Here is a 20,634-nt window from a genome sequence, read left to right on the forward strand (position 1 = left end):
CCTCCTTGGAATGAAGACGGATCAGAATGCGTGGCGGATGCCAATCTGGAAGCCGGTCGGGCTTTGGCCAGCGTTGGGGTAGGCCTGCCACGTCACCGGGTATGGAATCGACACGTTGTTCTTCAGCTTGATGTGCGCGACGGTCGCGTACAGGTCCGTGCGCTTGGACAATCCGTAGATGTAACCAGCGACGAAGCCCACAGCGTTGGAGACCTTCGTGTTGTTGTCGTCGTGACGGTACACGGCGCTTGCGTAGAGGCGGTTGCGGCCGTCGATGTTCCAGCGCGCGCCGAGCTGCGCATCCCAGCCACGCGAGCTGAATGCAACGTACGGCGGGTAAGCGTAGTAGCCGTTGTACGTGTGGAAGATGGCCGTGGGCTCGAAGCCGCCGATCTTGTAGACGGCCGAGAAATAGTTGTCGCGCGACGAGTTGATGCGCGAGCTGTTGAAGATATCGCGCGTGTATTGCAGTTCGCTCACGGCACCCAGGAAGATCGGGCCGTTGCGGTACTCCAGGCTCGTGCTCAGGAAGCGCCCGGCGCGCGTGGTGTCTTCGGCCCCGGTGGCATACATGACGCGACCGGTGAAGTTATAGAAGGTGGGCGTCTTGTACTGGATGGCGTTGTCCACGCGGTACGACGCGTAGAAGAACTCCATGTTGTTGACCATGCTGAAGTCGGCCGCCCAGCTCGGGTCGGCATAGCCGGCAATCCAGTACGACGGCGTGAACTGGCGGCCGAGCGTGATTTCCCCATACGTGTCGCTCCTGAGACCCACGAAGGATTGGCGGAACTGCGTGGCCTGCTTGCCGTCGTCGGCCGTGAACATCGGCTCGATCGTGAATACGGCACGGTTGCCGTCGCCCAGATCCTCCACACCGCTGATGTTGAAGCGCGAGTTGTTCAGCCCGCCGCTGGACATGCGCGTCACGGTGCCGTTGCCGGAAGAGATGAGGTGCGAGATGTTCAGATCGACGTAGCCAGACAGCCAGACACGCGAGTCAGCCTGCGCAGAGGCGCACACGCACAGCAGGGCGCCGGTGGCGATGAGGTTCCTTTTCATTGGGTCTCCGAGTTTTTGTGTATTTACTGCAGGGAGGGCGGCACACGCAGCGGCAGATCGTGCTGCCTGCTCTTCGCTCGCATGGCCGGGCTGAACGGCCCTTCCTATCTGTCTCTACGTCGTTGTGTATACACAGACGCAAAAAATTATACGTAGAGAAGTATTTGAATTAAGAGCACTATTTTTTTATACAAAACGACGGTTTGGTTATAGCGGGTTGACCCGAATAGCCATGGCGCGTCAGAACAGGTGCCGGATACCGATGGCATAGGTCATGGCTGAGCCATTACCGCTCTGGCGGTCGTAGACCGTGACCACATAAACATCCGTGCGCTTGGAGAGGGCGTAATCGAGCCCCGCCGCGCCGGTATTGCGGGCGCTGGCGACGTTGCGTGGCGCAGTGCGGCGCGTGTACGCCCATTCCCCCAGCAGCGACAGCTGTGCGGTCAGCGGCACGGAAAGCCCAAGCTGGTAGGTGTGCGAACCAATGCCTGTTGTATTTGTGCGTGTGCCCTGTACTGCGCCATACAGCTTCAGCCAGGCAAAGTCATAGGTTGCCCCGGCAAGGTAGGCGTCTTGGCTGGGCGCCGCCGCCCCTGCAACGACACGGTTGCGTTGCACGGTTGCGACGGCGGTAAATGGGCCCGCCGTGTAATGCAACGACGCGGCCGCGTTGTAAACGCCAGATGCCCCCGCCATGCCGCCTGGCGCATACACGGCGGTGGCCTTCAGACCGTTCAGGGTGGGGCTGCTGTACTGAATGCCGTCGTTCCAGACCGTATCGCCCGCAATGGCGCCGCCGTATGAGGCGACGAACGTCTGCATCACCAGCGGCGAGAACAGGATCGACGCCTGGAACGGGTTGACGGCTTGTTCGCCGAGATACATCAGGTTGGTATGCCGTCCAAAGGTCAGCTTGCCGAAGTCGCCTTCCAGGCCGACGTAGCTGTTGCGGCCCCAGAACGGATCGGCCGATGTGCGGCCCGTGCCGCCGGTGTCTGGCTGGAAGAAGCTCTCCAACACGGCGACGGCGCGGGTGCCGCCGCTCAGGTCTTCGGTGGTCTTGATGCCCCAGTAGGGTGCAGTCAGCCCGGGGGCCTGCTGCATCAGCGTGGCAGGCGGCCCACCGCTGCGTTTGGAACTCGCCATATCGAGCCCCACCAAGCCGTATAGCGTGACAGAGGTCTGCGCCCAGGCGCAGTGCGACACCGACAGGCTGGCCACGCAAAGGGCCAGCGTCGGCAACGAGCGAACGTGCATGAAGATCCCCCGGGTTGGGAGTGGGTAGGAAGGCGCGGCACAACCTGCGCTGGCCGCGCCGGCGGGTTTCAGACAGCGGGGATGGCGAGTTCCACGCGAGCGCGTGAGAAGTGCTGCGACAGGCTGGCGAGCAGCACATCCCGCTGCGCCAGCCACGATGCCGGTGAGCGGCCAGCCATGTGCGGCGTGACCAGGACATCGCGGTGATGGAACAGTGCGGCCGGCACATCGGGCTCGTTCTCGATAACGTCGAGCCCGGCGCCGGCAATTTCCCCGGCATCCAGCGCATCGAGCAGCGCGTTGGTATCCAACACCGAGCCACGCGACACGTTGACGACGTAGCCCGACGGACCAAGTGCCTGCAGGACCGGGCGATCGATCAGATGACGCGTTTCCGGGCCACCGTTGCACGCGACGACCAGGAAATCGCTCGCGGCAGCCAGCGCTTCTGCACTGGCGTAGTAGTGGCCCGGTGCATCGTTCTGCGCGCGCCGGCCGTGGTACCCGATCGTCATCGCAAAACCTTGCGCGCGAGCAGCAATCAGCCGCCCGATGCGGCCCATGCCGACGATACCGAGCGCGGCGCCCGTCAACGTCGGCCTGGCTTGGCGTGACTGCTGCCACCGGCCTTGCTGCACGGCGGCAGTGAGCGGTGCATAACCACGCGCCAGCGCCAGCAGCATGCCGAATGCATGGTCGGCAACGGTGTCGGCATTGGTGCCCGGCGCATGCGTCACGACAATGCCGCGCCGCGCTGCTGCAGCCACGTCGACGTTCTCATAGCCTGCACCAAACGCACAGACGACCTCCAGCGCAGGCAGTTGGGCCATCTGCGCATCGGACAGCCCCGTCGAGCCGTTGGTTACAACCGCGCGGATCGTGGTGGCGTCCGGCACATCGTGCGGCATACCGTCGGAGTAGTGGTGCAGCGTGTACTGTTTGCGCAGCGCTTGGAGCGTCGATTCCGGCAGCGCAATCAGCGCGAGCACCGCGGGCGGTGCCAAGGTGCTCATGACTGCGTGGGCGCGACTTCTTTCACTGCGCCTTTCCAGCCGTTCTCCGTAATGTCGAAGACCGTGCCGTCGGGCATGCGGTACTTCACCTCGTAGAACACGTTCGGGTCTTTTTCGTGGCGCCCGGTCAGGTAGGTACCGCCTGCCGCGACGACGCGCGCGGCGGTCTCCTCAACGTTGTCGACCCACATGCCGAAGTGGATCACGCCGCGCACGTCCTTCAGGCCCGCGTAGCCAGGCACGGTCTCGTCCTTGAAGTTGAGCAGCGCGACGTTCATCGTGCCGTCCGTCATATAGATGCCACGCATGGCGTTGCCTGCGCGGCGCATGCCGAAGGCTTTCTCAAAGAATTGGGCGGCGGCTTCCGGGTCTTCAACTGAAAGCGCGATGTGGCGGAGTTTGTCCATGAATGTCCTCGAAGCGTGGCGGCATGTGCCGTGATGGAAGGTGGTCACGACTTTGACGCAAGTTCCCCGAAGTCTTCACTAGGTATACTACTTATGCATTGTGTATACACATGAGTGAATTTATATACCAAAATAGCTTCCAGTCGTCGCCTGATGGAGTTGGAGCCGGTGCGCTTCTTCTCGGACCTTGTTTTCGGGCGCTATGCAGGAGGCTGTAGATGCTGGTTTTGCAGGAACCGCTCGGCAATCTTTCCGCCGAGCTGAGGCAACGCTTTGCGCAGATCGGTGCCGTCTGGGGGCGCGATATCAATGCGCATCGCGATCTGGTGATCAACGCGTACACCCCGCTGGTGGCGGCCGCGGCCAATGACGCAGCCGACGGGTGTGAAGTCCTGCGTGACGTGGCCTATGGGCCGCACGAACGCCAGCGTCTGGATGTGTTCGTCCACACCGCAACACGCGAGGCCGGACAGGCCGATGTGGTGGTGTTCGTGCACGGCGGCGCGTTCCTGCGCGGCAGCAAGAGTTTCAACGGGCTGATCTACGACAACGTGTCGCGCTGGTTTGCGCGGCAAGGGTGCGTGGCCGTCAACGTGGAGTACCGGCTGGCTCCGGAAGCGCCATATCCCGCTGGGGCGGAAGACGTGGCTGCCGCGCTCGATTGGGTGCGCACGCATGCCGTCGCACTCGGCGGCAATCCGCAGCGGATCTTCTTGGTGGGTCATTCGGCGGGCGGCGCGCATGTCGCCACGTATCTCGCCGATCCGGCATTGGCCGCACAGCGCAGCACACCGGTGGCGGGCGCGGTACTGATCAGCGCGCGCGTGGTTGCCGACGTCCTGCCTGACAACCCGAACGCCGCCGGTGTGCGCGCGTATTTCGGGGATGACGCTTCGCTGTATGCGCTGCGCTCACCACTCACGTACGCAGGGCACATCGACGTACCGCTGATGGTGGTCGTGGCCGAGCACGAGAACCCGTATCTCGACGCCTATGGCGCGGCGTTCTTCGAGCGGGTGGCCCAGGTACGTCAGCGCACCGGGCGCCCAGCGCGGGCGCCGCGCTTCGTGCAGATGCTCCGGCACAACCACACCTCGGTGGTCGCGCACTTCGATTCCGGTGAGACGCTGCTTGGCAACGCGATGCTCGATTTCTTCCGCGCCTGACGGCTTGCCGTTCTGCTCATCGTTCATCCAGCAAGCAAAAGAAAACAGGAGATCCGCATGTCCGCATTTGGCAAGCCGCGCGTGTTCGTGCCCGTCGTCACGCCATTCCGTTCTGACCTGAGCGTCGATACGCCGCGCTTTGTCGCGTTCTGTCGCTGGTTGATCGGACAGGGCGCGGGCCTGGCTGTGTTCGGCACCAACAGCGAGGCGAATTCAATGAGCCTAGCCGAGCGCCGTGCCCTATTGGATGCCGTGTTGGCCTCCGATATTGACCGCACGCAACTGCTGCCCGGCACCGGCGCTTGCGCCCTGACCGAAGCGATCGAACTGACCCGGCACGCCGTGGCCGGCCGTTGTGCGGGCGTGCTCATGTTGCCGCCGTTCTACTACCAGGGCGTGAGCGACGACGGGCTGTTCGCGTACTACTCCGAGGTCATCCAGGCTGTGGGGTCGGATGCGCTGCGCGTGCTGCTGTATCACATCCCGCAGTTCACGGGCGTGCCGATTTCGCACGCGCTGATCGAGCGGTTGATTACGGCTTACCCGAACACGGTGGTCGGCATCAAGGACAGCTCAGGCGATTGGGCGAACACCGAGGCAATGCTCAAGCGCTTTCCGGGGTTTGCCGTGTTTCCGGCATCCGAGGCGTTGCTGGGCAAGGCGCTGCCGTTGGGCGCGGCGGGCTGCATCTCGGCCACGGCCAACTTGCAGCCGCATGCGATTGCCAGCCTGCTGGCAGCCACAACGGCTGATGACCGCGCAGTCTGGGAAGCAAAGGTGACGGCGTTGCGCACGATCGTGCAGGCGTTGCCGATGATTCCGGCGCTCAAGGCCGTGGTTGCGCATCACATGCAGCACGCCGGCTGGAGCCGCGTGCGGCCGCCCTTGACGGCATTCAGCGCAGAGCAGGCGAATGCACTGCTGGCACAGCTCGATGCATTGGGGTTCTCGATGCCGCCGGTTCAGCAGGTAGCGGCATGAGCGCGTTGTTCTGCTCGGATGGCGCCTCAGGCGCTGGCGCGGTTGCCTTGTTGTTGCTTCTTCAGGCGGCCCAGCACGACGATCGACAGGCGCGCCGTGTGGTCGCGCATTGCGTTGTAGGCGCGCTCCGGATCGGCAGCGAGGATGGCGGAGACGATCTCGCGGTGCTCGTCGGTGGCGGCCTCAAAGCGCGACGGCGTTGCTGGTTGCGCGGCGCGGAAGCCCGCCAGGCGCTGGCGTTGCACCGCAATGATCGACGCCAGCGATTTGCTCTGCGCGCCCTTGCAGATCAGCTCGTGAAACTCGCGGTTGAGTTCGAAGTAACCGACTTCATCGCCACGCGCGATGGCTTCGTTCATGTCGCTCTGGAGTACTTCGAGCTGCTTCTTCTCGACCACGCTCATGCGCTGCGCGCTCAGGCGGCAGCACAGGGCTTCGAGCTCGCACATGGCTTCGAGCATGTCGGCCAACTCTTCGATGCTGAACTGCGCCACCACCACGCCCTTGCGCGGCGTGAGCTCGACCAGCCCACGGACGGCCAACTCGCGCAGGGCCTCGCGGATGGGCGTGCGCGAGGCGTTGAAGCGCTCGGCCAGCGCTGCTTCTTCGAGCTTCTGGCCCGGCTCAAGCGTGCCGTCGATGATCTCGTCGCACAGCAGTCGATAGATTTTGGAAGAGAGCGTCGTCATCGTGTCAGCGGTGGGGTTGGGCGCAACGGCGGTCTACACAGACGTGCGTCGCATTATGCGCCAGCCGCCCCCCAGGGCAACCCGATGCGATGCGTCGCACGCGATTTCGGTAGGTCCGGCTTGCCTTGGGAGAGCCCACGGGCCGCCGGTTTTTCTGGAATGGGAGTATACGCTAGTTACTTGTTGAATACATAGATTAGTATATGTATACAAAACAAATTCACTCATCACGACAGTGGGGACACAAGTGATCAGGTTCGGGATTGCAAGCTATGAATTGAATGGCCGCGTGGCGGCGGGTTTGAGCGTGGGCGACGCGCTCTACGATGCGCAGACCGTGCTGAAGCAGGCGACGGGCGATGCGGCACCGGTGGATGTCGACGCCCTGGTCCGGGGGTGGGACCAGGACGGTGCGGCCGCCGTGCAGCAGTTCGAGGCCGCGGCGCGAGCCGTTGCTGACGGCTCCATCGACGCCAAGCCGCTCACCGGCTACCGGCTGCGCGTGCCGTTCACGCCCCGCCGCATCTTTGCCGCGGCCTCCAACTACTACGAGCACGCCCGCGAGATGGGCACCGAACTGGCCCCGCGTGAGGAAAGCACGCCCTACATGTTCATGAAGGCCGAGACCAGCGTGGTGCCGACGCTGGCCGAAGTGCGCATCCCGCCGCAAGCGGAGCGCGTGGACTGGGAGGTGGAGCTGGCCGTGGTGATTGGCAAGCCGGGCCGCCATATCGCCATTGAAGACGCGTTGGACTATGTGGCCGGCTACACCGTGCTGAATGATGTGAGCGCGCGTGACCTTAACCGCAGGACGGACTATCCGTTCAAACACGACTGGTTTCGTGGCAAGAGTTTCGATACCTTCGGGCCTCTGGGGCCGTGGTTGGTGCCCCGTGCGTGCATTGCCGAGCCGCAGAACCTGCGCATGATGCTGACGGTGAACGGCGAGACCATGCAGGACGGCAACACGTCGGAGATGATCTTCAGCGTGGCCGAGCAGATTCACTATCTGTCGTCGATCCTGACGCTGCAGCCGGGCGACGTGATTGCGACGGGCACGCCGACGGGGGTCGGCATGGGCCGGGGCATCTACCTGAAGCCGGGCGACGTGATGGTGGCGTCCATCGAGGGCATCGGCTCGATCGAGAATCCGCTGGTGCAGGGGTGACACACGTGTGGTCCGGCCAGACCACATCTTGACGGGAGAAGACATGCTGGAGCGGATGAGTGCCTTGTTGCGCGGACTGGTGTTCGCGGCGGGGCTGGGGGCAGGGCTGGCGTCGGCTGCGCATGCGGCTGACACCGTACGCGTCAATCTGGCGTGGCTGCCGCAAGGCAGCACGGGCGGCATCCTGCTCGCTCAGGCCAAGGGCTACTACAAAGAGGCCGGCCTGGACGTGACGGTCATGCGCGGCTACGGCGGCCAGCGTACGGTCAACGAGGTCGATGCCGGGCTCTTCGAGTTCGGCTACGGTGACCCGGTGAGCGTGGCTCTGAACCGTGCCCACGGCGGCCACACGGTGATGGTGGGCGCGATCAACACGCGCTGGCCGGGGGCCATGTGCTACGTGGAGCGGCCCGGCTTCAAGGTGACCTCGCTCAAGGACCTGGCAGGCATGACGTTGGGCGGGGGTGGTGCGTCTGCGGTGCAGAACATCGTGCCGGCGTGGCTCAAGCAGAACGGCATGGCGCCCGACGCCATCAAGCTGGTGCGGCTGGACCCGGCGGTAATCAACACCGCGCTGCTGCAAAAGCGCATCGACCTGTCCGAATGCTGGGAGGGCGCCAGCCTGCCGGTGCAGCAGGCATTTGCACAGCGCGCTGGTCAGAAGCTGGGCAAGGTGTTCTACCGTGATTTCGGCCTCGACATGATGGGTAGCGGCATCGTCACCACCGACCGCTACATCGCGGAGCATCCGGATGTCGTCAAGCGTTTTGTCGAGGCCACGTACCGCGGCTACGCCTTCATGCGTGACCAGCCCAAGGCCGCTGCAGATGCAATTGTTGCGCAGCAGCCGCTGCTCGATCGGGCCATCCTGCAGCAGCAGATTGCGGAAACCAACAACCTGATCTCGGACGAGCCGGACAAGCACAAGATCGGCTGGCTGCGCCCAGAACGCATCAATGGGACGGTTGATTTCCTGTCGCGTGCGTTTGATCTGGGCGGCAAGGTCAAGCCTGCCGACCTGTACACGAACCGCTTCGTTGAATGAGCGTGCAATGAATTTGGGGCTACGGCCCAACCCGCCCACCACGTATGGGTACATTGGAGTGAGACAAATGAACAGCTTGCGTCCCAAGCGGCTTGGACACATGGTTTTGATGGTGCGGGACATCCAGCGCTCGGCCAAGTTCTACACCGAAGTCCTGGGGCTGAAGGTGTCGGACTGGATTGGCGACCAGATGGTCTTCCTGCGTGCCGGCACCGACCACCATGACCTGGCGCTGTCCCAACTGCCGAAAGATTCGCCCGACTTCAACGACCTGCCGCGCTATTCGCGCCCAGGGCTGGAGCACTTCTCCTACCTGATCGACAGCGTTGAAGAGATGGAGCGATCGGTCAAGGTGCTACAGGAACACGGCGTGGAGATCGTGCGCGGCATCGGGCGCCATGGACCGGGCGACAACTACTTCCTCGTCTTCAAGGACCCGGATGGCAACAACGTCGAGGTCTACTGCAACATGGAGCAGATTGGCGAGCGCGACCCGCGTGAAGCGCAGGTGTGGGAGCGCAATATCGAGTCGTTCGACCAATACCGCTTCGAGCGCTTTGTTGTGCCGCCGCCGCCGCACCTTGTTGCGCAGAAGTCCGGTGGAGCGGCACCCAAGGCAGAGCCCGCCGACAAAGAGAAGCCCGGAGACAAGTCATGAAGCGCGTGCTTGAAACCGTCGCGTTCTGGATCGTCGTCGGGCTGGCGTGGGAACTCGGCGTGCGATGGACGCATGTACCGGAATACGTATGGCCGTCGCTGTCGTCCGTGTTCGCTGCCGGCTGGGAAATGCGGGCTCAGTTGCTGAGCGATACCGTCACCACCGCAGGGGAGGTCTTTGCCGGCTTCATGCTGGCGCTGGTGAGCGGGCTGGCGCTGGGGCTGCTGGCCAGCACCTCCGCCATCGCCCGTCGCACGCTGTTCCCGCTAGTGACGGCTCTGCAGAGCATGCCGAAGATCGCGCTGGCGCCGCTGTTGATCGTCTGGTTCGGCTACGGCTTTGCCTCCAAGCTGGCGGCTGCGGTGCTGTTTGCTTTCTTCCCGATCGTCGTCGCCACCATGGGTGGTTTGGCAGGCGTGCCGCAGAACCTGGATGAGCACTTTCGCGCGCTGGGTGCATCGGCCTCACGCACGTTCTGGCACCTGCGTCTTCCTGCTGCGATGCCTGCGCTCATGGATGGCCTGAAAATTGCCATGCCGCTTGCGGTGATCGGCGCGATCGTGGGTGAGTTCATCGGCTCGGAATCGGGGCTTGGGCATCTGATCGTGTTCGCAACGTCGAACGCGCAAACGCCGCTGTGCTTTGCGGCCATCCTGATGGTGACGGCGCTGGCCATGGTGTTCTACGCCGCCGTCGATTGGGTCTCGCGTGCTGTCTGGTGGAGAGGAGTCACGGTCTGATGGCAATCGTCAATCTGTCGCGCGTGGTGCCGCGCGAAACCGCAGTGCTCGCCGCTGCCAACCCTGCGCCGCAGAGCATGGCGTCGAGCGTGATGATCGATGTCGACAACGTCGGCAAGCGCTTTGCCGCGCGTGGGGGTGCCGCGGCGTTCAATGCCCTCGAAGACGTCTCCATGCAGGTGCGGCAACGTGAGTTCGTCTCCATTCTGGGGCCGAGCGGCTGCGGCAAGAGCACGCTGCTGCGCATGGTGTCGGGGCTCGTGCCGTGTGATGCGGGCGAAATCCGTGTCGATGGCCGGTCGATCAACGCGCCGGTCCCCGAGATCGGGGTGGTGTTCCAGACCAGCAACATGCTGCCGTGGCTCACGGTGGGCGACAACATCCGGCTGGGCGCCAAGCTGCGCAACCTGCCGAGCGTGAAGACCGAGGCGCGCCTGCCGGGCCTCCTGGAAACGCTCGGCCTCACGCAGTTTGTGGATCGCTACCCGCACGAGTTGTCGGGCGGCATGCGCCAGCGCGCCGCCATCGGCCAGATCCTGCTGCTGGAGCCACGCGTGATGCTGATGGACGAGCCCTTCGGCGCGCTCGATGCCCTGACGCGCGACAAGCTCAACGTCGAGCTGCTGCGCATCTGGCAGCAGAGCACGCTGACGGTGCTGCTGGTCACACACAGCATCCACGAGGCGGTGTTCCTGTCGGATCGGGTACTGGTCATGTCGCCACGACCGGGCCGCGTGCAGCATGACGTGAAGATCGACCTGCCGCGCCCCCGGCAGCCGGACGAGATCAAGCGCGACCCGCGCTACGCGGAGTACGTGTCGGAGTTGTCCAGCATGATGGGGGTGTTCTGACCGGATTGTGGGTTCTGCTCGGGGCGGGCGGCTGCTACGATCGTGCATCGCCCGCCCTCAAAGCAAACTGACATGCAAGCCAATCCGCTCAGCGAGATCTCCCTGATCCGCCGGCTGAAACTGAATCAATTGATGATTTTCGAGCGCGTGCTGGAAACGCGCTCGGTCGTCCGTGCCGCCAACGAGATGCGCTTGACCCAGCCCGCGGTGACCAAGGTCATCCACGAGCTGGAGTCGTGCTTTGACGGCGCGCTGTTCTCACGGTCCAACCGGGGCGTGGTGCCGACGGAACTGGGCCTGATGCTGGGCCGGCGCGTGAAGTCGCTCATGGCCGAGTTGCGCTACATGACCGACGAGCTGAACGACTTCCGGCTCGGCACCAGCGGGCATGTGATTGTCGGCACATTGATCTCGGCATCGGCACGGTTGTTGCCGCGCGCCATCGCCATGCTCAAGGCGCGCACGCCCAATGTGCTCGTCACCGTGCGTGAGGGCACCACTGCCCATCTGTTCCCGGCCCTGGCGACGGGCGACCTGGATATCGTGGTCGGCCGTTTACCCGAACGGGAGCTGCCGATCGCCAGCGCGTTTCCGCTCACGCACGAAGTGCTGTTTGATGAATCGCTGTGCGCGGTGGTGGGCAAGGGCTATGGCCCGTTGCCCGAACGTGTGGCGCATCTGTCGGAGCTGGCCGGCTCGCCATGGATTTTGCCGACGCCGGATTCGCCCGCGCGCCTGGCGGCGGAGCATCTGTTCCGCTCGGCCGGGTTGCCGTTGCCGACCGATATTGTCGAGTCGCTCTCGCTGCTGACCAACATCGGCCTGCTGTTGGAGACTCCCCGCATTGCGCTGATGCCGCGCGTGGCCGCCCGGCAATTTACCGATGCCGGCCTGTTGCGCATTCTTGATCTGCCGGAAACAGCCGCATTCGGCACCGTCGGGTTCTCGCTGCGTTCGCACAAGGAGCAGAGCGCGGCGTGCCGGGTATTTATCGAATGCCTGCGAGAAGCCGCACAAGCCACCGCGCCCGATACCACCGCGTAGCCAGAAAACCCAAGCTGGGCAAGGCTTGCGCTGGTATTCCGGTTTGGGATACTTAGCGCCGAATGTTTCATTGTTCTTCTCTGCCGCGCGTCCCTAGACTCCTGCCAACACTTCAACAAGAGCAGGAGACGTTGTGAACCAGGAACCGGCTGACGCCGCGCGTGCACCGCGGCTTTTACGGCACTACATCAACGGTGAATTCGTGGCGAGCGCCACCACGTTTGCCGATGTCAGCCCAGTCGACGGCACGCTGGTCGCCCAGGTGTGCGAGGCCGATGCGGCTGCCGTTGACCAGGCCGTGCGTGCCGCACGTGCCGCACAACTCGCAGGCTGGCGTGACACGACACCAGCCCAGCGCGCCGACTGGCTGCACCGCATTGCCGACGGCATCCAGGCGCGGTTTGACGAATTCGTCGCCGCCGAAGTGGCCGATACCGGCCGCCCCCTCACGCAGGCCCGGACGTTGGACGTGGCGCGCGGCATCGCCAACTTCCGCACGTTTGCCGACCTGATCCGCACGGCGAACAGCGAATTCTTCGAGACGCACACGCCGGACGGCAGCGAGTACATCAACTACGTGCGCCGCAAGCCGCTGGGCGTGATCGGCATCATCTCGCCGTGGAACCTGCCGCTGCTGCTTTTCACGTGGAAGGTGGCGCCGGCGCTGGCCATGGGCAACTGCGTGGTCGCCAAGCCTTCAGAAGAGACACCGGCTTCGGCCACGCTGCTGGCCGAGGTGATGCACGACGTGGGCCTGCCGCCGGGTGTGTTCAACCTGATCCACGGCCACGGGCCGAATGCGGCTGGGGAGTTCCTTACGCGCCATCCGGATATCAGCGCCATCACCTTCACGGGCGAATCGCGCACCGGCAGCACGATCATGAAAACCGTGGCCGACGGCGTGAAGGAGATCTCGTTCGAACTGGGCGGCAAGAATGCGGCGGTGGTGTTTGCCGATGCGGATTTCGATGCGGCGGTGGAAGGCGTCGTTAAATCCAGCTTCACCAACGCCGGGCAGGTGTGCCTGTGCAGCGAACGCGTGTATGTCGAACGGCCGATCTTCGATCGCTTCGTCGCGGCCCTGAAGGCCCGTACCGAAATGCTGTGCGTCGGTGCGCCGGACGATCCGGCCACGACCATGGGCCCGCTGATCTCGCGCGGCCATCGCGAGAAGGTGTTGTCGTATTTCCGCCTGGCGGTGGAAGAAGGGGCGACGGTCGTCACGGGTGGCGGTGTGCCCCAGTTTGGCGATGCACGCGACGAAGGCGCCTTTGTGCAGCCGACCATCTGGACAGGCCTGCCGGATACCGCGCGCTGCGTGACCGAGGAGATCTTTGGTCCGGTGTGCCACATCGCTCCGTTTGATACCGAGGATGAAGTGATCCACCGCGTGAACGATAGCGCGTACGGCCTGGCCGCCAGTATCTGGACGACCCAGCTCGCGCGCGGCCACCGCGTTGCCAAACAGATCGAGACGGGCATCGTGTGGATCAACGCCTGGTTTGTGCGCGACCTGCGCACGCCGTTCGGCGGCGCCAAGCTGTCCGGCATCGGCCGCGAAGGTGGCCGCCACTCGCTGGACTTCTATTCCGAACTGACCAACGTCTGCGTGAGGGTTGCATGAGCGCTATCGATATGAACGCGGCCATCGCGTTGGCGCATCAACTGTGGCAGGCCGAGCAGGAGCGTGCACCGCGTGCGCCGGTGCGTGAAGCGATTGCGGCACTCGGTGGTGATCCGCTGGAAGCGGCGTATGCCGTGCAGCGCGTCAACACGGAGCGCAAGCTGGCCAGCGGCCGCCGCCTAGTGGGCCGCAAGATCGGCCTGACCTCGAAGGCAGTGCAGGCGCAACTGGGCGTCGATCAGCCAGACTTCGGCATGCTATTTGACGACATGGCGATTGCCGACGGCGAAGAGATTGCCCTGTCGCGCACGCTGCAGCCGAAGGTGGAAGCCGAGATCGCACTCGTGCTGGAACACGACTTGCCGCACGAGCGCCACACCATTGCCGACCTGATTCGCGCCACCGCCTATGCGCTTCCCGCCATCGAGATCGTCGGCAGCCGCATCGCCAACTGGGACATCCGCCTGACTGACACGGTGGCCGACAACGCGTCCAGCGGCCTGTTCGTGCTGGGCAACCGGCCGGTCAAGCTCGACGCGTTCGATGCGATCCAGTGCGGCATGGTGATGGAGCGTCGTGGCGATCAGGTGAGCGTAGGCGCCGGGGCGGCGTGCCTGGGCAACCCGCTGCATGCTGCGCTGTGGCTGGCCAACACCATGACCCGCGTGAACGCGCCACTCAAGGCCGGCGACATCGTGTTGACCGGCGCGCTCGGGCCGATGGTCGGCGTGGCGTCGGGCGATGTCTTTACCGCGCATATCGAAGGCCTCGGCAGCGTGAGCGCCTGTTTCTCCACCCAACCGGATTCCGCACAATGAAGGGCAACCACAAGCAAGCCGTCGCCATCATCGGCTCCGGCAACATCGGCACCGATCTGATGATCAAGGTGCTGCGTAACGCCCTGCATCTGGAGATGGGCGCGATGGTCGGCATCGACCCCAGCTCCGACGGGCTGGCACGCGCCGCGCGGCTGGGTGTGCCCACCACGGCCAAGGGCATTCAAGGGCTGGTCGAGATGCCCAATTTCGGTGACATCCGTATCGCATTCGATGCCACCTCCGCAGGCGCGCACGCACACCATGCAGAGGTGCTGCGCCAGCATGGCGTGCAGGTGATCGACCTGACGCCGGCCGCCATCGGCCCCTTCGTCGTGCCGGTGGTGAACCTGTTCGAGCATCTGGAAGCGCCCAACGTGAACATGGTCACGTGCGGCGGCCAGGCGACGATTCCCATCGTGCATGCGGTTTCGCGCGTGGCACCCGTGTACTACGCAGAGATCGTCGCCTCGATCGCCAGCCGTTCCGCTGGGCCGGGCACCCGCGCCAACATCGATGAGTTCACGGAGACCACCTCCAAGGCCATCGAGATGGTGGGTGGCGCTGCACGCGGCAAGGCCATCATCGTGCTGAACCCGGCCGAGCCGCCGCTGATGATGCGCGACACCGTCTACTGCCTGACCGATGCGGACGCCGATACGACCGCTATCGAAGACTCGGTCGAAGCCATGGTGGCCGCCGTTGCCAGCTACGTGCCGGGCTACCGCCTCAAGCAAGCGGTGCAGTTTGACCGCTACACCGCGGACAGTCCGCTCGCGCTGCACGCGAACGACCGTCGCGCGGGGCTGAAGGTGAGCGTCTTCCTGGAAGTGGAGGGCGCCGCGCACTACCTGCCGTCGTACGCAGGCAACCTGGACATCATGACCTCGGCAGCGCTGGCCGCCGCCGAGCAGATCGCGGCAAGCCGCGCGGTCGCCTGAAGAGAGATCGGCCATGACCAACAACACCAAGAAGATCTACGTCTCGGACGTGACGCTGCGTGACGGCATGCACGCGATCCGCCATCAGTACTCGCTGGAGCACGCGGTTGCCATTGCCCGCGCGCTGGATGATGCGGGTGTCGACAGCATTGAAGTTGCGCACGGCGACGGGCTGTCGGGTTCGAGCTTTAACTACGGTTTTGGCGCGCATACCGATCTGGAATGGATTGCCGCCGTTGCCGGTACCGTCAAGCGGGCCCGTGTAGCGACGCTGCTGCTGCCCGGCATCGGCACCGTGCACGACCTGCGCGCGGCCTACGATGCCGGCGCCCGCGTCGTGCGCATCGCCACGCATTGCACGGAGGCGGACATCTCCAGGCAGCACATCGAATACGCCCGCTCGCTGGGCATGGACACGGTGGGCTTCCTGATGATGTCGCACATGACCACGCCGCAGGCGCTGGGCGAGCAGGCGAAGTTGATGGAAAGCTACGGCGCGCAGTGCGTGTACGTGGTCGATTCCGGCGGCGCCCTGAGCATGCGCGACGTGGCCGAGCGCTTCGATGCACTGAAGGGCGTGCTCGACCCCGCCACGCAAACGGGCATGCACGCACATCACAACCTCTCGCTGGGTGTGGCGAACTCGATCGTCGCGCTGGAGCACGGCTGTGATCGCGTTGATGCTTCGCTGACGGGCATGGGTGCAGGGGCCGGCAACGCACCGCTGGAGGTGTTCATCGCTGCCGTGGACCGCATGGGGCTGAACCACGGCTGCAATGTGAAGCAACTGATCGACGCCGCTGAAGACATCGTGCGCCCGCTGCAGGAGCGCCCGGTGCGCGTGGACCGCGAAACGCTGGCGCTGGGGTATGCCGGCGTCTACTCCAGCTTCCTGCGCCATACGGAAGCGGCAGCGGCCAAGTACGGCCTGTCCGCGTTCGACATCATGGTTGAGCTTGGGCGCCGGCGCATGGTGGGTGGGCAGGAAGACATGATCGTCGATGTCGCGCTCGACATGCTGAAGGCGCGTCAGCCGGCCAGCCAGGAGGCTGCATGACCGATCTCAATGCCATTGCCGCACGCGTGGACGATGCTGCGCGATATGCGGAACCGATTGCCCAGCTGACCGACGATGCCGGCTTCTCGCTGGACGAAGCCTACGAAATCCAACGTGCCTCGATCGAGCGCCGCATCCATCGCGGGGAAAGCATGGTCGGCGTCAAGCTGGGTTTCACCAGCCGGGCCAAGATGGTGCAGATGGGCGTCGACAGCCTGATCTGGGGCTGGCTGACCGACGCAATGCTCGAAGAGGACGGCGGGCGCGTATTGGTCGACCGTTTCATTCATCCGCGCGTCGAGCCCGAAGTGTGCTTCCTGACCCGTCGCGAGATCGATCGCCCGCTCACGCTGCTGGAAGCCGCGAGCTATCTGGAAGCCGTGGCGCCCGCCATGGAGATCATCGATTCGCGCTACCGCAACTTCAAGTTCACGCTGGAAGACGTGGTGGCCGACAACTGCTCGTCAGCCGGTCTCGTTATCGGGCCGTGGACGCGCCGCTTTGACTCGCTGCGCAATGCGGGTGTGCTGATGCGCATCGATGGGCGCGCCGTGCAGGTGGGCTCCACGGCGGCCATCCTGGGCGATCCGCTGCGCTCGGTTGTGCAGGCGTCGCGGCTGATCTCGCAGAGCGGGCTGGTGCTGCCCGCGGGCTCACTGATCATGGCCGGTGCGGCTACCGCGGCCGAGGCATTGCCGCGCGGTGCGCACGTGCAGTGTGTCGTCAACGGACTTGGCACCACGGAATTCACTACCTACTGAGCGTCATCGACATGACCACTGAAACCAATCCGCAAGGACGCCTCGTGGCCGGCAAGGCCAAACCGCGCGGCCGCTTTCCGCACATCACGCGTGCGGGTGATTTCCTGTTCGTCTCGGGCACCAGCTCGCGCCGTCCGGACAACACCATTGCCGGTGCGTCAGCCGATGCGCTGGGCACGACCCAGCTCGACATCCGCGAACAGACCCGTGTGGTGATCGAGAACATCCGCGACATCCTGCGCAGCGAAGGCGCAGACCTGTCGAACCTGGTCGAGATCACGTCGTTCCTGGTCAACATGAACGACTTCGCTGGTTACAACGCGGTGTATGGCGAGTACTTTGATGAGACCGGCCCGACGCGCACGACGGTGGCGGTGCACCAATTGCCGCATCCGCACCTGGTGATCGAGATGAAGGCGATTGCCTACGCGCCGAAGCGATAACGAAAACGACGCTAGGCCCCCAAGGAGCGAGACATGTTGACCTACGGAAACCCGTTCAACTTCCAACGCTGGATCGATGAACACGCGCACCTGCTCAAGCCGCCGGTCGGCAACCAGCAAGTGTGGCAGGACAGCGATTTCATCGTGACCGTGGTGGGTGGGCCGAACCACCGCACCGACTACCACGACGACCCGCTCGAAGAGTTTTTTTACCAGCTGCGCGGCAATGCGTACCTGAACCTGTGGATCGACGGCAAGCCGGATCGTGTGGACCTGAAGGAGGGCGATGTCTTCCTGCTGCCGCCGCACGTGCGGCACTCGCCGCAGCGCCCCGAAGCGGGCAGTGTCTGCCTGGTGATCGAGCGCCAGCGCCCTGTGGGGCTGCTCGACGGTTTCGAGTGGTACTGCGATGCCTGCGGCCATCTCGTCCACCGCGTCGAGGTGCAACTCAAGAGCATCGTGCGCGACCTGCCGCCGCTGTTCGAAGCGTTCTACGCATCGGAAGACAAACGCCGCTGCCCGCAGTGCGGCCACATCCACCCGGGCAAGGCGGCCTGACGCTTCGGCGTTCCCTCACAAGCAATTGCAATTGAAGATGACACTTCGAATCGACATGCACTCGCACTTCTTCCCGCCCATCACGCGGGAAGAGGCAGCGAACCTCGATGCAGAGAAAGCGCCGTGGCTGCGTATCGACGCCGACGGCGAGCGCGGCATGATCATGGCCGGCGATCGCGCCTTTCGCCCCGTCTACCGTGCCCTGTGGGACCCGGCCAAGCGCATCGAAGAGATGGACGCCCTTGGCGTGGATGTGCAGCTCGTTTGCGCCACACCGGTGATGTTCGGCTATGGCTACGACGGCGCTGCCGCGCACGACTGGGCCATGCGCATGAACGATCGCGCGCTTGAACTCTGCGCGCATGCACCCCAGCGTCTGAAGGCGTTGGCCCAGGTGCCGTTGCAGGACATCGACCTGGCATGCCGGGAGGCCACCCGCGCGCATCGTTCTGGCCACCACGGCGTGCAGATCGGTAACCACCTCGGCCCGCGCGATCTGGACGACGCGCACCTCGTCACCTTCCTCACGCACTGTGCCAACGACGGCATTCCCGTGCTCGTGCATCCGTGGGACATGATGACCGACGGGCGCATGAAGAAATGGATGCTGCCGTGGCTGGTGGCCATGCCGGCCGAGACGCAGCTGAGCATGGTCTCATTGATTCTCTCTGGCGCGTTCGAGCGGATTCCCAAGTCGCTCAAGCTGTGCTTTGCGCACGGCGGCGGCAGCTTTGCGTTCCTGCTGGGCCGCGTGCAGAACGCCTGGGAGCAGCGCGACATCGTGCGCGAGGACTGCCCGAACCCGCCCAACTCGTACCTCGATCGCTTCTACGTGGACAGCGCCGTGTTCGACCCGCGGGCCTTGAGCCTGCTGGTTGACACCATGGGCGAAGACCGCGTCCTGCTTGGCTCCGATTACCCATTCCCGCTGGGCGAACAGAAGATCGGTGATCTCGTTGCCAACCACACGGCGCTGAGCGACACCGCCAAGGCCAAGATCCTGGGTGGCAACGCCGCGCGCTTCTTTGATCTTCCCGATGCCGCCAGAACGTGAACGGCAGCATCACGAACCCTTCAACACACAGCAACACACCATGACTTCGACGATCACTCGGGACGCCTGCGCCGCGCTGGACGCGGCCGACACCCTGGCCCATTGCCGCGCACGCTTCAACCTGCCTGCGGACACGATTTACCTCGACGGCAACTCGCTGGGCGCCATGCCCGCCAACGTGCCTGCACGCATGAAGCAGGCGCTGGAGCAGGAGTGGGCGCACGGCCTGATCCGCTCGTGGAACGACGCCGATTGGTACCCCGCACCGCAGCGCACCGGCGACAAGATCGCCAAGCTGATCGGCGCAGGGCAGGGCGAGGTGATCGTTGCCGACTCCACCTCGGTGAACCTGTTCAAGGTGCTGGTGGCCGCCACCCGCATGCAGCCGGGCCGCCGTGTGATCCTGGCCGAGCGCACGAACTTCCCGACTGACGTGTACATCGCCGGCAGCGCGGCCGAGATGACTGGCTGCGAACTGCGCTGTGTCGATCCGGACGATGTGCTGGCTGCCATCGACGAGACCGTCGCCATCGTGTCGCTCACGCACGTGAACTACAAGACCGGCAAACGTTACGACATGGAAGCCGTGACCCGTCGCGCGCACGAAGCTGGGGCGCTGATCGTCTGGGACTTGTGCCACACGGCCGGTGCCATGCCCGTGCAGCTGAACGCGTGCGAAGCCGATTTCGCCGTGGGCTGCGGCTATAAGTACCTGAACGGGGGCCCGGGCGCACCGGCCTTCGTTTTTGTTGCTTCGCGCCACCTGGCGGCCATCCGTCAACCGCTGACGGGCTGGCACGGCCACGCCAAGCCATTCGAGTTCACGCACGACTATGCGCCGCATCCGGCCATCGACCGCATGCTGACGGGCACCGCGCCGCAGCTCGGCGTGATCGCGCTGGAGAGCGCGCTCGACGCCTTTGACGGTGTGGACCTCAACACGCTGCGCGAGAAGAGTGTCGCGCTGGGCAACCTGTTCATCGCGCTCGCCGATCAGGAGCTCGCCGGGCTCGGATGCGGGCTGGCCTCGCCGCGCGATGCGGATCAGCGCGGCAGCCAAGTCTCGCTGACGCACGAAGAGGGCTACGCGATCATGCAGGCGCTGATCGCCCGCAACGTGATCGGCGACTTCCGCGCGCCCGACATCCTGCGCTTCGGGTTCGCACCGCTCTACGTCCGTTACGTCGACATCTGGGACACCATCGCCGCGCTCAAGGACATCATTGCGACCGGCGCTTGGAACACCCCGGAATTCCGCACGCGCAAGTCCGTAACCTGAGCCCCAGCGCCAGGCAGG

General features: G+C 64.5%; 22 protein-coding genes. 17 read left to right on the plus strand and 5 right to left on the minus strand.

Translation table 11 applies throughout. The features are described from left to right. Positions 1-21 precede the first annotated feature (21 nt). From R2N11_RS17655 to R2N11_RS17670, 4 genes are all read right to left on the minus strand, one after another. On the minus strand, positions 22-1,062 hold the full coding sequence (locus tag R2N11_RS17655) for a porin (RefSeq protein ID WP_316681813.1): 1,041 nt from the start codon (positions 1,060-1,062) through the stop codon (positions 22-24). Between the two features lie 240 nt (positions 1,063-1,302). Beyond that, on the minus strand, positions 1,303-2,322 hold the full coding sequence (locus R2N11_RS17660) for a porin (RefSeq protein WP_316681814.1): 1,020 nt from the start codon (positions 2,320-2,322) through the stop codon (positions 1,303-1,305). A 68-nt stretch (positions 2,323-2,390) separates the two neighbouring features. Next, complete coding sequence (locus tag R2N11_RS17665) at positions 2,391-3,335, minus strand: 2-hydroxyacid dehydrogenase (protein WP_316681815.1); 945 nt, start codon at positions 3,333-3,335, stop codon at positions 2,391-2,393. After that, a complete protein-coding gene (locus R2N11_RS17670; RefSeq protein WP_199031547.1) occupies positions 3,332-3,742 on the minus strand; it encodes a VOC family protein in 411 nt (136 codons plus the stop codon). Before R2N11_RS17670 ends, R2N11_RS17665 begins: the two co-directional genes overlap by 4 nt. A gap of 218 nt (positions 3,743-3,960) precedes the next feature. Here R2N11_RS17670 and R2N11_RS17675 point away from each other — a divergent pair, with 218 nt between their 5' ends. Then, entirely contained in the window at positions 3,961-4,908 is a 948-nt protein-coding gene (locus R2N11_RS17675) for an alpha/beta fold hydrolase (protein WP_316681816.1), read from the plus strand. A 57-nt stretch (positions 4,909-4,965) separates the two neighbouring features. Further along, the gene (locus tag R2N11_RS17680; RefSeq protein WP_316681817.1) at positions 4,966-5,889 is read left to right on the plus strand and encodes a dihydrodipicolinate synthase family protein; all 924 of its coding nucleotides are present in this window, start codon (positions 4,966-4,968) and stop codon (positions 5,887-5,889) included. A gap of 26 nt (positions 5,890-5,915) precedes the next feature. Here R2N11_RS17680 and R2N11_RS17685 read toward each other — a convergent pair whose 3' ends face one another. Then, a complete protein-coding gene (locus R2N11_RS17685) occupies positions 5,916-6,578 on the minus strand; it encodes a GntR family transcriptional regulator (protein ID WP_316681819.1) in 663 nt (220 codons plus the stop codon). A gap of 247 nt (positions 6,579-6,825) precedes the next feature. Between R2N11_RS17685 and R2N11_RS17690 the strand changes: the two genes are divergently transcribed. From R2N11_RS17690 to kynU, 15 genes are all read left to right on the plus strand, one after another. Continuing rightward, positions 6,826-7,746: a fumarylacetoacetate hydrolase family protein gene (locus tag R2N11_RS17690; RefSeq protein WP_316681821.1), complete on the plus strand. Its 921-nt coding sequence runs from the start codon at positions 6,826-6,828 to the stop codon at positions 7,744-7,746. Positions 7,747-7,789: 43 nt separating this feature from the next. Further along, complete coding sequence (locus tag R2N11_RS17695) at positions 7,790-8,791, plus strand: ABC transporter substrate-binding protein (protein WP_316681822.1); 1,002 nt, start codon at positions 7,790-7,792, stop codon at positions 8,789-8,791. A gap of 67 nt (positions 8,792-8,858) precedes the next feature. Beyond that, positions 8,859-9,449 carry a VOC family protein gene (locus R2N11_RS17700; RefSeq protein ID WP_199032744.1) on the plus strand — a complete coding sequence of 197 codons (591 nt, stop codon included), beginning with the start codon at positions 8,859-8,861 and terminating at the stop codon, positions 9,447-9,449. After that, entirely contained in the window at positions 9,446-10,189 is a 744-nt protein-coding gene (locus R2N11_RS17705) for an ABC transporter permease (RefSeq protein ID WP_316681823.1), read from the plus strand. Before R2N11_RS17700 ends, R2N11_RS17705 begins: the two co-directional genes overlap by 4 nt. Further along, a complete protein-coding gene (locus tag R2N11_RS17710) occupies positions 10,189-11,040 on the plus strand; it encodes an ABC transporter ATP-binding protein (RefSeq protein WP_316681824.1) in 852 nt (283 codons plus the stop codon). Before R2N11_RS17705 ends, R2N11_RS17710 begins: the two co-directional genes overlap by 1 nt. Before the next feature lie 72 nt (positions 11,041-11,112). Continuing rightward, positions 11,113-12,084, plus strand: coding sequence for a LysR family transcriptional regulator (locus R2N11_RS17715; protein WP_316681825.1), 972 nt, complete (start codon positions 11,113-11,115; stop codon positions 12,082-12,084). A 133-nt stretch (positions 12,085-12,217) separates the two neighbouring features. Continuing rightward, entirely contained in the window at positions 12,218-13,708 is a 1,491-nt protein-coding gene (locus R2N11_RS17720; protein WP_316681826.1) for a 2-hydroxymuconic semialdehyde dehydrogenase, read from the plus strand. Beyond that, a complete protein-coding gene (locus R2N11_RS17725) occupies positions 13,705-14,526 on the plus strand; it encodes a 2-keto-4-pentenoate hydratase (RefSeq protein ID WP_316681827.1) in 822 nt (273 codons plus the stop codon). Before R2N11_RS17720 ends, R2N11_RS17725 begins: the two co-directional genes overlap by 4 nt. Then, complete coding sequence (locus tag R2N11_RS17730; protein ID WP_316681828.1) at positions 14,523-15,464, plus strand: acetaldehyde dehydrogenase (acetylating); 942 nt, start codon at positions 14,523-14,525, stop codon at positions 15,462-15,464. Before R2N11_RS17725 ends, R2N11_RS17730 begins: the two co-directional genes overlap by 4 nt. A gap of 13 nt (positions 15,465-15,477) precedes the next feature. Then, a complete protein-coding gene (dmpG, locus tag R2N11_RS17735; RefSeq protein WP_316681829.1) occupies positions 15,478-16,521 on the plus strand; it encodes a 4-hydroxy-2-oxovalerate aldolase in 1,044 nt (347 codons plus the stop codon). Continuing rightward, entirely contained in the window at positions 16,518-17,282 is a 765-nt protein-coding gene (locus R2N11_RS17740; RefSeq protein ID WP_316681830.1) for a 2-keto-4-pentenoate hydratase, read from the plus strand. Before dmpG ends, R2N11_RS17740 begins: the two co-directional genes overlap by 4 nt. 11 nt (positions 17,283-17,293) lie before the next feature. Then, entirely contained in the window at positions 17,294-17,725 is a 432-nt protein-coding gene (locus R2N11_RS17745) for a RidA family protein (protein WP_064807548.1), read from the plus strand. 33 nt (positions 17,726-17,758) lie between these two features. Continuing rightward, positions 17,759-18,283 (plus strand): 3-hydroxyanthranilate 3,4-dioxygenase, encoded by a 525-nt coding sequence (locus R2N11_RS17750; RefSeq protein ID WP_316681831.1) that lies wholly within the window; start codon positions 17,759-17,761, stop codon positions 18,281-18,283. 37 nt (positions 18,284-18,320) lie between these two features. After that, on the plus strand, positions 18,321-19,337 hold the full coding sequence (locus tag R2N11_RS17755) for an amidohydrolase family protein (protein WP_316681832.1): 1,017 nt from the start codon (positions 18,321-18,323) through the stop codon (positions 19,335-19,337). Positions 19,338-19,377: 40 nt separating this feature from the next. Next, positions 19,378-20,616, plus strand: coding sequence for a kynureninase (gene kynU / locus R2N11_RS17760; protein ID WP_316681834.1), 1,239 nt, complete (start codon positions 19,378-19,380; stop codon positions 20,614-20,616). Positions 20,617-20,634: the final 18 nt, after the last annotated feature.

Source organism: Ralstonia flaminis, from assembly GCF_958415495.1.
GTDB lineage: Bacteria > Pseudomonadota > Gammaproteobacteria > Burkholderiales > Burkholderiaceae > Ralstonia > Ralstonia flaminis.

Bases quoted from the DNA above. Each gene is read 5' to 3' on its own strand.
- R2N11_RS17660 (WP_316681814.1), bottom strand. From the start codon at position 2,322: ATGCACGTTCGCTCGTTGCCGACGCTGGCCCTTTGCGTGGCCAGCCTG.
- R2N11_RS17700 (WP_199032744.1), top strand. From the start codon at position 8,859: ATGAACAGCTTGCGTCCCAAGCGGCTTGGACACATGGTTTTGATGGTG.
- R2N11_RS17685 (WP_316681819.1), bottom strand. From the start codon at position 6,578: ATGACGACGCTCTCTTCCAAAATCTATCGACTGCTGTGCGACGAGATC.
- R2N11_RS17670 (WP_199031547.1), bottom strand. From the start codon at position 3,742: ATGGACAAACTCCGCCACATCGCGCTTTCAGTTGAAGACCCGGAAGCC.
- R2N11_RS17750 (WP_316681831.1), top strand. From the start codon at position 17,759: ATGTTGACCTACGGAAACCCGTTCAACTTCCAACGCTGGATCGATGAA.
- R2N11_RS17705 (WP_316681823.1), top strand. From the start codon at position 9,446: ATGAAGCGCGTGCTTGAAACCGTCGCGTTCTGGATCGTCGTCGGGCTG.
- dmpG (WP_316681829.1), top strand. From the start codon at position 15,478: ATGACCAACAACACCAAGAAGATCTACGTCTCGGACGTGACGCTGCGT.
- R2N11_RS17740 (WP_316681830.1), top strand. From the start codon at position 16,518: ATGACCGATCTCAATGCCATTGCCGCACGCGTGGACGATGCTGCGCGA.
- R2N11_RS17655 (WP_316681813.1), bottom strand. From the start codon at position 1,062: ATGAAAAGGAACCTCATCGCCACCGGCGCCCTGCTGTGCGTGTGCGCC.
- R2N11_RS17715 (WP_316681825.1), top strand. From the start codon at position 11,113: ATGCAAGCCAATCCGCTCAGCGAGATCTCCCTGATCCGCCGGCTGAAA.
- R2N11_RS17725 (WP_316681827.1), top strand. From the start codon at position 13,705: ATGAGCGCTATCGATATGAACGCGGCCATCGCGTTGGCGCATCAACTG.
- R2N11_RS17755 (WP_316681832.1), top strand. From the start codon at position 18,321: ATGACACTTCGAATCGACATGCACTCGCACTTCTTCCCGCCCATCACG.
- R2N11_RS17665 (WP_316681815.1), bottom strand. From the start codon at position 3,335: ATGAGCACCTTGGCACCGCCCGCGGTGCTCGCGCTGATTGCGCTGCCG.
- R2N11_RS17680 (WP_316681817.1), top strand. From the start codon at position 4,966: ATGTCCGCATTTGGCAAGCCGCGCGTGTTCGTGCCCGTCGTCACGCCA.
- R2N11_RS17710 (WP_316681824.1), top strand. From the start codon at position 10,189: ATGGCAATCGTCAATCTGTCGCGCGTGGTGCCGCGCGAAACCGCAGTG.
- R2N11_RS17695 (WP_316681822.1), top strand. From the start codon at position 7,790: ATGCTGGAGCGGATGAGTGCCTTGTTGCGCGGACTGGTGTTCGCGGCG.
- R2N11_RS17675 (WP_316681816.1), top strand. From the start codon at position 3,961: ATGCTGGTTTTGCAGGAACCGCTCGGCAATCTTTCCGCCGAGCTGAGG.
- R2N11_RS17745 (WP_064807548.1), top strand. From the start codon at position 17,294: ATGACCACTGAAACCAATCCGCAAGGACGCCTCGTGGCCGGCAAGGCC.
- kynU (WP_316681834.1), top strand. From the start codon at position 19,378: ATGACTTCGACGATCACTCGGGACGCCTGCGCCGCGCTGGACGCGGCC.
- R2N11_RS17730 (WP_316681828.1), top strand. From the start codon at position 14,523: ATGAAGGGCAACCACAAGCAAGCCGTCGCCATCATCGGCTCCGGCAAC.